Annotated in this window: 7 protein-coding genes and 2 pseudogenes; 2 read left to right on the top strand and 7 right to left on the bottom strand. The window is 57.2% G+C overall.

Annotated features, from left to right (window positions below; translation table 11 throughout):
• Window positions 1–310 precede the first annotated feature (310 nt).
• Both AC3WMV_RS04160 and AC3WMV_RS04155 read left to right on the top strand, forming a co-directional pair.
• Entirely contained in the window at window positions 311–2,905 is a 2,595-nt protein-coding gene (locus AC3WMV_RS04160; protein WP_103366967.1) for a hypothetical protein, read from the top strand.
• Window positions 2,906–3,080: 175 nt separating this feature from the next.
• The gene (locus AC3WMV_RS04155; RefSeq protein WP_146038470.1) at window positions 3,081–4,298 is read left to right on the top strand and encodes a hypothetical protein; all 1,218 of its coding nucleotides are present in this window, start codon (window positions 3,081–3,083) and stop codon (window positions 4,296–4,298) included.
• Window positions 4,299–4,445: 147 nt separating this feature from the next.
• On the opposite strand, the pseudogene AC3WMV_RS04150 reads toward AC3WMV_RS04155, so the two are convergent.
• From AC3WMV_RS04150 to AC3WMV_RS04120, 7 genes and pseudogenes are all read right to left on the bottom strand, one after another.
• Window positions 4,446–5,519: pseudogene (locus AC3WMV_RS04150) on the bottom strand (DUF6531 domain-containing protein); the annotation flags it as partial.
• Window positions 5,519–6,254 (bottom strand): annotated as a pseudogene (locus tag AC3WMV_RS04145) (DUF4123 domain-containing protein). The pseudogenes AC3WMV_RS04150 and AC3WMV_RS04145, both read right to left, overlap by 1 nt.
• A gap of 157 nt (window positions 6,255–6,411) precedes the next feature.
• Window positions 6,412–8,898 (bottom strand): fimbria/pilus outer membrane usher protein, encoded by a 2,487-nt coding sequence (locus AC3WMV_RS04140; RefSeq protein ID WP_103366969.1) that lies wholly within the window; start codon window positions 8,896–8,898, stop codon window positions 6,412–6,414.
• A gap of 85 nt (window positions 8,899–8,983) precedes the next feature.
• Window positions 8,984–9,733, bottom strand: coding sequence for a fimbrial biogenesis chaperone (locus AC3WMV_RS04135; RefSeq protein ID WP_103366970.1), 750 nt, complete (start codon window positions 9,731–9,733; stop codon window positions 8,984–8,986).
• A gap of 72 nt (window positions 9,734–9,805) precedes the next feature.
• On the bottom strand, window positions 9,806–10,393 hold the full coding sequence (locus AC3WMV_RS04130; RefSeq protein WP_011334439.1) for a fimbrial protein: 588 nt from the start codon (window positions 10,391–10,393) through the stop codon (window positions 9,806–9,808).
• A 109-nt stretch (window positions 10,394–10,502) separates the two neighbouring features.
• Window positions 10,503–11,150, bottom strand: coding sequence for a response regulator (locus AC3WMV_RS04125; protein ID WP_103366971.1), 648 nt, complete (start codon window positions 11,148–11,150; stop codon window positions 10,503–10,505).
• A 22-nt stretch (window positions 11,151–11,172) separates the two neighbouring features.
• Window positions 11,173–14,334, bottom strand: coding sequence for a hybrid sensor histidine kinase/response regulator (locus tag AC3WMV_RS04120; RefSeq protein WP_103366972.1), 3,162 nt, complete (start codon window positions 14,332–14,334; stop codon window positions 11,173–11,175).
• Window positions 14,335–14,369 lie beyond the last annotated feature (35 nt).

Below are 14,369 nucleotides of genomic sequence, written 5' to 3'. Positions count from 1 at the left end.
TTTTGAGGCGCCTAAAAACCTAGGAAAAATTAACTTGGACTTGGTGGGAAATCCTCAAGGGCCTTGAACAATAGGCTCGACCACATGAAAAAGAGAGCCGTCAGCACGCAACATATAATGTTGTTAGCTAGGTTTATTAACCTGGCACCCTTGGTGCACAGTCTCTGAGCCAATTTGCCATCCCCACTACAGGCGCACGCTGCCCATTCTGTCCCACTAACACTGCACGGAGAAATCCAGCATTATTGATAGCGGCAGTGGCAGATTTACTTGCCTATACACATCCACCCAAGGTGGGATACGTCTGAACATGAACGAAGACGAGTACGAAGAAGCGATCCGAACAGGCCTTCGCAACAATGAAGTTCTGAAGCTTGTGCACAACTACTGCTCCCACGCTCGTGTCGTCAACCGCGGCGGGGTCGGTTTGATTGCGCAAGTAACCGGGCTTCCGCTCGGAATGCTTGGCGTGCACTGTGACCACGCGCCAGCATCTGGAATGGCAGGTTGGTTTCTCGAACCCATTGCTGTTGATTTCTATGACCGGAATTGCGCTCATTGCGATAAGCGCGTGGCCGTTCGAATGCCCAGTTTGCTGGCGCTAGTTGATGAGCGAGATCGGGCTCTAGAAAGACAAAGGGAGGCCCAAAAGAAAGCTCAAGCCCAAGCTGCAAAGGCCCATCAAGGGAGGGTTGCGCAGAGGGCTGCTCTCCGAGTGGGGCAGAGCGCTGCCTGTTGCTCTCTTCTCGACGACCTCGACACACTTGATGCCTGCTCATCGGATGAGGTGAAGACCCGCATCGTCGAGACAGCTAAGCTCGCTCCGGAAGTCTTCATCGCTCCGATTATTGAGTACTTCTTCGAGCTTGCCACCTCCGACAAAATGAATTTTAAGGAGCAAGCACTTTCGATTCTACGTCTAGTCAGTGCAGACAAGGCTCGCCTTTCCGAAACGGCATTCGACTGCCTTGCAAAGCACGATGCTATCGAGGTCGCCGCGGATATCGTCCTTGCGTACCCAGGGACGGTGGCACCAGCGAAGGTAGAGAGCGCTGTACCGGCACTGATAGCTCTTGCCCGGCTTCCTCAAGCACAGCTTGCTATAGATGAGCCGATCTCAAAGCCAGAACCGCTAAAAAAAATTTACAAACTTTGGCCGGAGTTAGTCCGCAATGCAATCCAGCGCCTACTCGACTCGAAGCAGTCCTATCCAGTTCGTTTGGGTGTAGCCGCTTTGCACGTCCTGTTCAGAGATGATGCTGGACTGCTTCCCAGCTTTGCTAGGACAACGATTTCAAAGCTCGCCCGTGCGCACTTGTTATTTGAAAAGGATCCTTCTGATCGAGAGCTTGGAATGGTGTGCGGCGACCTAAGGCGTATCGTCGTAGAAGCCCTCCTTGCTGCGCCTGAAAATACCGATGCATTAATCTCTGAGTTTTTCGATAGCGCATCTTCTGAAGGCGAGGAGCGCTTAACCCAGATATATGAAGAGCTTTCGCGGCACTCAATACGACTCGTTGAGGACTATAGAGGTGCAATGACGTCCTCTGACGTTGCCGCGTATGTGGTGGTGCTGAGGCGGCTTCTTAAGCTCGCAGGAACGTCTACAAATCAAAAGGTTCTGCGCCTCGTTGTTCAAGTGTTCAGAAACGAGCCAGATGAAATCGTCGCAGCTGGAAAGCAGAACATTGATGCTTTACTCGGCACAGCGGCTGTTTTAGATGCTCGCATTGAGGCTTTTGAAGCGGAGCGAATCGCCACGCCAGCAGCCAACTTCAACGAGTACCTTGAGGCCCAGAACTCAGTAACCACCTTCTACCAACTCCGCGACTTATGTGCGCTGATAGCTGCCAGAGCCGCGAAGGGAAGTGAACGGCTCGTTATGTCTTACGTAGAATTTCTCAACAGTATCGATGAACAAAGCGATGGACTGAGCTCCACAATTATCAAAGCCACTCCATGCCTAATCGATAGCCCCTCCACACTAAATGTTGTTCTACCTCCCCTCTATTCATCGCTGGTCGGAGTCTCAGTTCGTAAACGTGCGGCTGCAGGTGAAGCTTTAGGAGAACTAGGCAAAGCTCGTATTTCCGATCTCCCTGAGCTTGTACTAGAAGCGTTTGTACTATTGTTGCTGGATCCGTATGTAATGGTACACAAGGCGGCCGTAAGCGCTCTTTCCAGCATCGATCTACCAGAGCATCTAGAACGACGTGCTGGGGAGGCTCTGTTGCAGCTCATCCCCTACTACAATGGCAAAAAGGATGAGCACAACTTTCTGATACGGTGCATTCGCTTACACGTATCTCGGTTCGCATCCTCTGAACAGCTTCAGTACGGTCTTGGCAGTCTCTTCATCAAGTTCTTGATGACAGCACCTGCCAATCTTCACGTCCGTGACCTCTCACGAATGGGGAAAGCGCTCGCTGCTTCCTCAAACTTTGCTGACTTAGTGATTCACACGCTCGATGATCTAGAACTGAGCGAGCACGGTGAAGAGGAAGCCAGCAGCCTCGTGCATCTAATTCCAGAAGCGGTAGCTCTGCAGCGGGCGGACGACTTAGTCGAATTGATTGAGCGACGAGCTGGACGCTTTATGCTCGTTGGGGCAGTAGTGGAGCTGCTGTCGCGCGTTGGTGCTTGGCCCCAAGCTGTTGCGGCAATGCAAGCCTCTTGGGAGGCTGTTCCAGATACGGCGCCGGAAAGACGCCTCAAGTGGCATCGGAGACTTCATGTGATTGCCGTGCAATTTGAGGCTGCAGTCGCTGCAAATGATCCCCCCCGCCAGGAAGCCCTGCAAATGGAATGGCTTCAACTTGAAGAAACCCTCAAGGAGGATGAAAAACAATATGCAAGCAGACGTAATTCTCTCCCAAGCTTTCTACAGCCGGATTCGGGCAGTTGAAGTACTGAGGTCGTTGGGGGCTGGAAAGACAGTCGAGCCAGAGGTTCTCAGAGCTATCAGTGCAGAGCTGGACGAAGCTTCACTTCGGTATGGACGAGCGATAAACGGAACTACCTACAGCGCCTTGGCTGGCCTACTGCGGCTTGTCGCCAGTCTTGCTGAATGGAGGGAAGGTGTGCTCGCTGCCAGTGACGGAGTGGAGCGTTTTTTACGAAGCGCCTTCGAGCGATATCGCATGTGGCAGAATGAATATGGCGAGCAAGCCGCTGCTCAATCGCTCGTTAAAGCCGCTGAGTCTCTCCCGCGTGTAGGGTCACTTTCCGATTTCGAAGACCTCTGTGCAGCAATCGCCTTGGTACCTTTGCCTGTGGGCGCTTTTTCCAAAGGGGCTCGGAGCATGCCCCAGTTCGTTGACGAGCAAACGCGTCCTCCTCTCCCCACGGAGCTGTCGGTGGCTTTCCTTAAGTTCCAAATTGATGGGCAGGCCGCTGGAAGTATTCACCACCTGACACCATTAGTGCTTCATGACCTTGAAATAGAAGTACGTGTATCACGCTGGCCCGAATCTGCACTAACGCTGAGACTGTCCCCTATTTCAACGGAGCTGCGTACCAGCTACGACCTCTCAGAGTTCGTGTTCGACAAACCTGCGGGCGAACCACCGTACACACTTTTCCAGCGGGGGCGCGCTGCCCTGCAGCTTGCGCAAGGGATGAATGCACGGCCCTACGAGTTCAAGTACTCAGCTGCATTCGAGCCAGTTAGTTCAGAGCAGCCAGTAGCTATCGTAGGGCACCGAACGCTTCTCATCGAAGGTCTTGATATCCGGTCAAATCCCATCACTGGCTATCCGAAAGTTGACGAGAAAATTCTGAGCATTCGGGACTTTCTGCGTCGAAATGGTCTAGTAAACAGCATCGAACTTAGTGATGTGCTTGAGGTGCTCAAGGTTTTAGGAGGTGTGGCGGGGCGTGCCATCCAGGACGCTGAATTCGATGGTGTTTGGTCAGAGGCGCAGTTTCAGGATGCGATTCGCAAGGAGCTTCGGCGCAACCCTCAAATTGGCTCTGATCTTGACGAACATCCCAAAGCTTCAGGCGGGATCACAGATCTCAGCTATCGCGGTATCGTTATCGAGTTAAAGTCCCTACCAGCTGGAGTCAAGGTGATAGAGGACTGCCAAGCCTATGTTGAGCAAACCGCAAGTTATGCAGTATCCAAGGAGAAACGTGTTGCTGTGCTCTGCGTGCTCGACTGCAGAACAAAAACTGCCGCTCCATGGCCTGCCGGAGAAGGCATCGCAATTCTAAAGTCCCAGCCACCCGCCGACGTATCGGTGATCACTATTGTTGTGCAAGGGAATATCACTCGGCCAAGCAAATTGTCGAAGTAAATGGCATAAGTCTGAATGTATTAGAGGAGAGCCAAGCTCGTTTCCTCAGTACTGGTTGTGCGCCGGTGACTGTTCGTGATTGGCCGGTAGCGACCGCATTGTGAATGTCCGCTTCTGGCCGGTAGCTGCCCGTCATTAGTGGCAGCTATCCTGTCGTTGACCCTGATCCGTGTACTCAGCACGACGCTGCTGATAATCCACGGCAACGATATGACGGTCTTCGTGGCGGACTAAAAGGGAGCGTCCGGCATTGTTGTCGATGCGCTGGATGCGGGCAGCGAAGTCGTAACTCAGCTGTAACTGGTTGTCGTACGCGTCACTGATGGTGATCAAGCGGCCCGCACGGAATTGATAAAAGCGCGCATTTTGCCCGGCCTGCGTCAGGATGAGTTCGCCTGGTGGCGATCCCAGGTAGATGGCCGCTTTCGACAGGCTGTTGATAATGGTGGGGCGTTGTTGCGTCGGCATGGGAAAACGAGTGGTTAGGTTTTCGTTATCTGTCCACAGGACGCCTTCATCATCCTGATCCAGTCGATGCGAAAGAGCGTGACTCCAACCAAACCCAAGGCGGCTGTCGATCTCGACCGCACTGGTGCGATAGAGGCGCGTCCACACAAACGGCAGCAGACCATCGAGTTGACCATCGGTAAGAGTCAGCAATTCTTCGCCCGTAACCATCGAGACCGGACAGCCGTTGGTGCAAGTGTCTTGGGCCGGCGCCGCACTTTTGTCGTCAGGATTCTTCGATTGTTTCGAGGCGTCATCAGGGCGCTAGGATTTGAACAGAGTGTCGATCTGCGCAGGCGGCACCTGATCGTGGACGTGGATCTTGTAGGATTTTCCAGGCAGTCCCTGAAAACTGCCTTTACCCTGTTTATCCAAGGTAATCGTCGACGTGGCGCCTCCATCCACGGCAATGATATCGACCTTGATATCGCCGATGGGAATGTCGAAAACCGTTTCGAATTTGCTCTCAATCAGCAGCGGCCCTACAAGCGGGCACTTGGCGACGTATGAAAAATCTCCATCATTCATGCTGACAGACTTGCTGGAGTCACCGGCCTTGATCACGCGCTCCATACCAAGCAGGGCGGGCATGTCAGCTGCTCGGCTAGCTTTGTCAGCAAGCTGTGCGTACCAGCTCTTGGTTTCCTCGCGGTACAGCTTGAGGTTGTTTTTGAAGGAGTCCAATTTAGTTTCGATAGTGGCAAGGCGATCCATCAGCCTTGCTCCAGAATCAGGTGGTTTAACAGTGCTTCTTTAAGGTTTTTCGGCGCATCCGGGCGGCACACGAAACGGCTGACTTTCAGCTTCAGGTTGTTCTCAGCCAAGCGTTGTAAATATCCGGGCGATCTTCTTCCAGCCACTGCATCAGGTTGCTGATTAGTGTCGTCGGGCTCTCCTTGGCTAAGCCATCCAGCAAGTCCTTCGGCACCTCCCACCACGGCCAATCCTTCACCTTCGGCAACACCTGCGTCCCAACCTCCAGCGTCTGCCCATTAATCAGATACCGCTCAAACACCGGCATTACTTCCCCAGCCTTCTTCCCAAGCCCCTTCAGAATCGGGTAGATATGCCGCCCATCCCAGAAGCGGAAAAACACCTCGGTCCCGTCCGGCATCTTCACCTGTGTAAGGCTGCGCAGGTGCCCGAACACGTCGTTCGGTTCGGCGCGTGATATGGCCAGCCAGCCCCAGTCGAGGGCGGCGGTTTCAGCGATCCACGGCAGGAATGCAGAGTTCGGTTTGAGTTCGGTGACGTAGGGCATCACCGGTTGCCAGCTGGAGTAGGGCGTGCCGCCCCAGATCGGCAGGAGCTGGGTGGTGGGTTCGGTCAGGTACAGGGTTTTCAGCGCGTCGGCATCGCTTGCTGCGCTGACGATCAGGTACAGGCGCTCTCCAGTCTGCAACGGCTGTTGTGTCAGCCAGTCCTGGATGTCAGTCGATCAGATGGCACAGGCACCTGCCTTGCATTTTTCGCATTCTTCGCAGTACTGCGCAACTTCTTGCGCATGATGGCGTTTCGGTATCGTTAAATGATATACGAAGCGCTTACAGGCTTTGCAGCCAGCAGAGAGGGTGCGGCTGACAGCACTTCGCGAGCAATCTCGCTCCTAGTTTTGATGCGGGCGACATACCAAGGATGCGCGCTCGTAATTCAGCGCCTTGTCCCGCTCGGGCAGTGCATACGATGCCTCGCAGCGCTGGCCTTGCCAGTTGATGGTCAGGGTGCCGGCATCATCCGCGACCAGCGCCAGTGCCTTGCCGCTTGGGTCGGAGATCGCCAGTTGCTTGCCGGCGGCGTCTTCCAGCGTCGCCCCAAACGGGATTGGCTGGTGCTGCGCATCGAACAGGGCGAATTGCACCCGACGCCCGGTCTTGCTGGCATAGCGCGCCAGCACCACGGCACCACGGCGCGGTACCACTTGCTGGGTGGCGTTTTCAATTTCGAAATCACCGCCCAGATCTCGGGTGTCGAGGCTGATCCAGTTGACCCGATACGGCTGCGCGTTGGACACCACCGCATAACCGTTGCCAGCGGTTTTCGCCCCGGAGAAGCTGGCGATCTTCACGCCTTCAACGCCCTCGACCTGTGCCAGCGCGAACGTCTCACCGACGGTCTGCCCGAGGTTGATGCCGCCCGCGTGCCCGACAATCGAACCGGCGACGTTGAGATTCTGCGAGTTGTAGCCATGGCCCTGGCTGTAACCGGCACTGATGTCCATCATTGAGGTTCGCGTGCTGAGGTTGGCCGAACCCGTACTGCCGCCAGTGCGACTGTTGCTGCCCTGTACCGAGTAATAGGTGTCGCTGTCTTCGGACAGATAGCCATTGATACCGACCTGCGTGCTGCTGTTGCCCTTCTGCGAACTGGCAGAAACGAATGCCCTCGGCGCCCGGGGTTTCGAGCCCAGCGGAAACGACACTGAGAGGTTGAACAAAGTGTCGTTGTTGGCCGGCCCATAGTTGCCGACATCCTTGGTGTAAGTCGCGCTAAGGTTGTAGCTGACCTCTCCCCAATAATTGCTGTAGCCGGCAGACAGGCTCTGCGAACCGCCGCGCCCCCAATAACGCTGGTCGCTGGCGTTAAGGTAGATGCTACCGAACTGCTGGTTGCGCCCCAGGCTCTGGTTGACGGTCAGGTCGGTGCGGGTTTTCGAATTACCGGTGCGCCTCTGGCCCTCGCTGCTCAGTTCCTCGACATGTTCGCTGAAGGTTCGATAGCCCTCGGTCGAATAGCGGTAAGCGGCGAGGGTGAAGTTGGTGTCGGTGCCGGTGAACGTCTTGGCATACAACGCGCGCAGGCTGTTGCCCTTGACGGTCTGGCCAAAGGTGCGGCTGCTGGAGTGGGTCAGGTCCAGCGAGATCGCACCGATCGCGGTGTTGCGCCCGGCGCCAACGGAAAACGCCTGGAAATCTTCGCTGGCCTGGGTGCCCACGATCGCCGACAAGTTGCTGCTGACCCCGTAGGCCACCGTGCTGCTGACGAACTCCGGCGATTGCTGATCATCGCTATTGCTGTTGTAGCGGCCCGCCGAGATGCTGTACTTGAGTTGCCCTTCGCGAACCATGATCGGCAGGCTGGAAAACGCCTGCACCGTCACCCGGCGCCGACCGTCGGCTTCGATTACAGTGATTTCCAGATCGCCGTTGGAGCCGCTGGGATAGATGTCGCTGATTTCGAACGGCCCCGGCGGCACGTTGGCGGTGTACAGAATGTAATTGTTCTGGCGAATCTCCACGGTAGCGCTTGATTGCGCGATACCGCGAATCACCGGCGCATAGCCGCGCTCGCTATCGGCACGCATGCCATCGTCGGAGGCCAGTTTCAGGCCGCGATAGCGCACGCTGTCGAACAGGTCGGCGTCGGAGAAGATATCGCCGGCACTGAACTGGCCCTTCAGCGCTGTGACGTCGTGCTGCAGATAGCTGCGATTGCTCTTGAACGTGCTTGGCCGTCCAGTGCTGCTGTTGAAATTGGACTCGTTGCGCAAGCGCCAGCCGCCGAGGTTGATGCCGTTGCGCAGGCCGACGTTATTGGCAAACGTGGTATCAGCGTCGGTGCTGTTGCGGTTGCTGCTCACCTGATAGTTGATGAACGCTGCGGGTACGCCTTCGTCCCACAGCGCTGGATCGACATAACCACGGCGGCCACGCTCCATGGCGCTTTGCGGCACGCTGACCAGCAAACGCAGGCGCGGCACGTCATAGCGCACGGTGGCCTGATCGATCAGCGCGGGCAGATCAAGGCAGGTGTCGGCGGCGTCGTCGAGTTTGCCGCTGGCCTGCAGCTTGCCAAGATCCACACCCAGTTGCTTGAGCATGTCCAGCGTCAGGCAGGCTTCGACCTTGTGGCTGTCGGGCTGGAGGCGAAAATCGATATCGCGACGGCCGACCAAGGTGTCATTGCCATACAGGTCGACCCGATAAGTGCCGGGGAGAACCTGGCTGCCGGCGAGCAGGGTCTGCAGATCGATGGCAGACGTCGCGCCTTGCAGAAACGATGTATTGAATTGTTCTTCGCCGTCGGCCAGGCAAGTTGTGCTGACGACCAGTGCAACCGACAACGGCGCCAATCCATCGCGCTTTAAAAAAAACATGCAGGAACCCTATATCACCTCCGATACGAACTAACGGAGCGAAGAGAAATACAGTGAAAGTGCGGCTGATAAAGCGGCACGCGAGTTATGGCGATTCTTTATCTAGGCTGGCGCTAACTTCGGCGCTACCGGAAAGTTGCGCGACATAACGGTCCCGAGCGCCGTAGTCGTTGATGCTGCTGAATGACAGTCGCGCAGAACTGGCCACGTGAGTTTGTTTGAGCGCGAATTCTTTTTGTTCGCCGGGCGCAATCATCATCGATTCGAATGGCTTCTCCCTGCTGGCGCCCGCTTGCATCGTTATGTCGGCAATCGATACGTGATAGAGGCCTGGATTGTTCACCACCAGCATGCTCTTGCCGGCGCGCTCGATCTGTCGCCAGCGCAGCTCGGTTGGCGCTTGATAGGCATTGTTTGGCAAACCGGCGGGGCGAAAGAACACCTTGATCCGCTGACGTACCGCCAGTTGCAGGGTGTTCGCGGTTTTCGCCGATTTGGGGATTTCCTGCACATTCAGCCACACCACCGACTCGCGGTCGCTCGGCATACCGGTGCCTTCGTAGATAACCCGCAGAATCTGCTGTTGATCGCCGCTGACCCGCACCAGAGGCGGGGTGACGGCGAAGGGCGCTGAACCTGCTTCGTCGCTGTCTGTGTCGATCCAGGACTGAACCAATACGTCTGCACCGCTATTGCGCACGGTGATGCTGGCTTCTTTATGCTTGCCATCGAAAATCAGCCGGGTGCTGCTCAACGAAATACCGGCCATGGCCTGATTAACGGCGAACAGGCCCAGGAGGCCGACGCACAGGGATAAGAAATGCCGTAAGAACATGAACAATTACCGCGCAAAGTGAAGGGAAGTGCAGGGCCGTTGCGCCCTGCACTGGCTCGATGAATCGCGCGATTATTCGTATTGCAGGGTGAACGGCAGGGTCGCATCGCCGCGACCGGCAACCGCCAGTTTCGGATCGACGGTGGTCACGTAGGCGGCCGAAAATTTCAGCGTGGTGTTGCTGTCCTGCAGAGTGTTTTCAATCCGCGCAGTGGTTGGCGAAGTCAGGTCGATCACGGCGCCGTTGGAATCAAGCAGGGCAATACCGATGCCTTTCGCCGAGCCCAGGCCATCGATCAGTTTCAAGACCTTGGTTCCGGTTTCGATTCCCGAACCTGCGCCCTTGGTCGGTTCGAAGATCATGGCCACCTTGGTCCCGGCATTGCAGTTGATCTTCATGTCGAAGTTTTCGACGCTCAGGGTGCCGTTGCCTTTCGGCGCGGTGGCGGTGCCCATGTCCTTGATCGACACTTCGCCCATGTTGACCGAGATGGTCTTGTCCTTGCCGGCGCCTTCGACCGAGCAGGCATCGTTGTTGATGGTGCCGGTGAAATTGATGGTGCCGCTGCCAGCCTTGGTTGGCGAAACAGGATCGGCCGCCAGAACATTACCGGCAGCGAAGATCGACAGGGCGAGAAGCGTGCGAGACAGCTTTTTCATGTTGCTTTTCCATTGGTGGGGTTAAAGCAACACAATAAATCGCGTACTTGCGCTGGAACATCAGACGATTCCTAGATGCGCGGAAAGTCATGCTGAAGTGCGCAATTGTCTAGTTGAACAAGTTGCGCTCGATACAATAAGCCAGTAACTCCTGATCGCTGCTTACTTCAAGTTTGCGCATGGCGGAAACTTTCTGCGTACTGATTGTCTTGGCACTTCGGTTAAGTCCCCGGGCTATTTCATTGACGCCTTGTCCTTGCACAAACAAGCGCAGGATTTCATGTTCCTTGGGCGACAGACGAGCAAAACGTTCATCGAGGTCAGCGCTATTTTCCAGCACCGAAGTGGGTGCGGGTTGTTTGCTGCGAACCGTATTGCCTTTGGCAATGGCTTTGAGCGCCACTTCTATTTCAACGTGCAACTGGTTTTTCTGAATCACCGACAGTACACCGAGTTCCTGCAGACGGGTCAGGATCAACGGGTTGGAAATCATGGTCAGAACCAGCACCCGCACCTGAGGGAAATGCCGGGTCACGTATTCCACCAGTTTCAGCCCGTCACCGTAGCGCGAGTCACCGGGCATGTTGAAATCGGTGATCAACAGGTCTACCGGCCGGGTCGTCAGCAAGTCGATCAGCTCATCGGGGCAAACGGCTTCGCCCACTACGCTGAAGCGGCGGTCACGCTCGACAAGTTCCCGCACCCCCAGCAGGACGATAGGGTGATCATCGGCGATGACAACGTTGAAGGTTTCCATGGGTGCTTTATCCAGAGTGAAATTATTCAAGGGCGTCGAGCAGGTCGCTCAGGTGCGCCAGTTGTTGACGCACCTCCACGGCCAGCGCCGGGGTGATGGCCATGCCGGTCAGGCGACATTCCAGTTCGACAAATGCGCTGGCCAGTGTCGCGACTTGCACCGCGCCCAGTGCCCCGGCCATGCTGTGCAGTTGCTGCGCGACGCTGTCGGCGTTGGCCGCGTCCAGCGCGCTGAGGGTGCTCTGAATGTCGCGGCGCAGGGTCACGACAAACAGCTCGCGCATTTTCGGCGATAGCGTCGGGGGAGCATCGGCAATCGGTGCGATGGTGGTCTGGCAATGGCTTTGCAGTTGCGCACGCAGCGTCGCCAGGTTCAACGGTTTGACCATCCACGCGTTCATGCCGACGGCGGCGCAGCGCTCGCCTTCTTCGCGCAGGGCATTGGCGGTGACGCCGATGATCGGCAGCGTCGCATCCTGCTCTCGCAGTGCTGCGGCCAGTTGATAGCCGTTCATGACCGGCATGTTGACGTCGGTCAGCAGCAAATCGAAGCGCCCCGGTGCCCAGTGCGCCAAAGCCTGTTCGCCATCGGCCGCGACGACTACCGAGCAGCCCAGCGCCTCCAGTTGTTCCTTGATGATTGCTGCGTTGATCGCATTGTCCTCGGCCACCAGCACACGTAGGTTCAGCGCTCGGGTGCTTGCCTGCCGTGACGGCGGGCGCTGCTGACCGGCGCCGTGCACGGCGAGGGCAATCGCCCAGCCGATCGCGCGCACGTCGTCGGCATCGACCTGCCAACCATTGCCGCTCACCTGCGCCGGGTTGGGGCCAGCGGCAATTGCGACGATTCGCTGGCCAGCGAAAGCTGTAGCGCTGGCCAGTGGTGCAAGATCGATCAGCAGCGCCGAAGGAGGCGGCAGCTCGTTGGTCACCAGTCGACAGTCGAGGCCAAAGCGGTTGAGCCACGCCATCAGATGTTGCGCCAGTTCAGCGACTGGCGCACGCACGTAGACAGCGGGGCTGTCGGCGCCGAACGCCGGGCAATCGGCGAGGCTGCCCGAGGCGCATTCGAGCATCAGTTGCAAGTTGAAGCAGCTGCCCAGTCCCGGTTCACTGACCACGTTCAACTGGCCGTGCATCAACTCGCACAGCCATTTGCAAATGGCCAGACCGAGACCCGCGCCGGCATGACTGTCGGCCTCGTTGACTTGATAGAAAGGGTCGAACAATTGCTGTTGCTGCGCCTGGGAAATGCCCACGCCCGAGTCGCTGACCTGCCACTGCACCCGGGCGTGACCGCCTGAGTTTTGCAGCACGCGAACACGCACGACCACACGGCCGTTGTCGGTGAACTTGATCGCGTTGCTCAGCAGGTTGTTGAGGATCTGGCGTATGCGCTGCGCATCACCGAGCAGGTGATCCGGCAGTGCTGCATCGATGCAGGCATACAATTGCAACCCTTTGCCGCGGGCAAACGCTCCGTAGCTGCGCACTACGTCTTCGGTCAGCTCTAGCGGGCAGAATGGCTGAAGCTCGAGGTTCATCTGCCCGGCCTCGATCTTCGACACATCCAGCACATCGCTGATCAGCTTGAACAGACTGGCCGACGAGCGCTGAATGGTTTCCAGATAATCCTGTTGGCGCGGGGCGAGCGCGGTCAGGCCAAGCAGCTCCAGAGTGCCGAGCACGCCATACAGCGGCGTGCGGATTTCATGACTCATGGTCGCCAGAAAACGGCTCTTCGCCTGATTCGCCGAGTCGGCGGCCTGACGCGCGACTTCCAGCGCCGCCGAGTCTTCAACATGGCGGGTGACGTCGTGCAGCGCACACAGCCAGGCGTCCTGGCCCTGATAACGGGTGGCGACGAAGGCAACATGCAAATGCCGGCTGTCTATCTCCAGTTCGGCATGGCCATGGCCAGTCGCCGCCTGCTGGTCAAGCAGGCTGATCAGTTCGCCAGTGTCGTGCCATTGCTGGGCGAGCTGGTTTTCCAGCAACACCTGATGATTGCGGCGGCTAATCACGCACAGGCCGGTCGGCGCGGTGTCGATGACCGCACGGCTGAAGGCTTCGCTTTCGGCGATGCTAGCGTGGGCACTTTGCGCGGGGAGGATAACGCGGTCGGTGTACCAGCGATTGAGCGCGCGGCCACTGCCAAGCAGGGCCAGCACCAGAGCCAGCAGGCACAGCAGTGGCCACAGCGCGTAATCGAGAAAACTCCGCACGCTGATTACATAGATCGCCGTCCATCGTTGGTCGCCGGCGCTGGTCAGCTTGAACACCAGGCCGTCGCGGGTCAGATTCGCGCCGTCATCGAGCATTTGATTTGGCTTGAGCGCACCGATCAACACCGTGCCGTTGGGCGTGATCAGAGTGAAATTGTCGTAGATCGACCACTCCATCAAACGCTCGATATTGTTGACCTGCGACAGTTTTAACAGCGAGCCGAGCACCACCCAGGTGTTCGCCCCCTCAATCCTCAGCGTCGGTTTGCTCAGGTTCATCCGCACGTAGGCCAGCAGGCTCGGGGTGCCATCGTTGTCCTGCTCGAACGGGTAGGGCGCCCAGTGCACTTGCTCTGAAGTCTGTGAGTGGCGCTGCATGTTCATTTGGGTCATGAGCTCGACGAACCGGCCTACCTGCGTTGGCCCGGCGCCGCGCAAACGGCCGGTGGCAGGCACGGCGATGTCGAAATTATCGGGGCCGTTGAGCAGGATCACCTGCGGCGACTGGTAATGCGATGCCGCCCAGAAGGCGCTGTAATACGCCGCCAGATAGCTGCCCAGCGCAAACACCTTGGGATATTGGTCGGGGGCAATTCGCTGCGGATCAATCTTCACGCTGAACGGTAACGAAAACGGCAACCCGCGGCCTTGATAAATGTTCGGGCCTTCATCGGGCAACAGTTTTTGCACCACCGGCGACGCCACGGTAACCGGCAAGTAATCACCGCTGGCGCCGGCCCGTGAGATGTCACCGAGAAAGGCCTCCTGCTCACGAATGTTTTCCATCAGGCGGGCGAAGTGAAACTGCAGAGTATCGCGCTGTTCTTCCACCATGCGCTGCACGCCCAGATAACTGATACCCAGCAACAGCAGCGCAAGCGCGCCGAGGATCAGCAAGCCCTTGTTCAGGCGCTGCGAGCTGTTGGCAAGTTTTTCCAGCAGGGCATTGGCGTGCGGCATCAATACGCTCGGTCGATAAAAGTGGATAAGCGTTT

Source organism: Pseudomonas sp. FW305-3-2-15-E-TSA4 (assembly GCF_058787295.1).
This window is presented reverse-complemented; position numbering and strand designations above follow the sequence as displayed.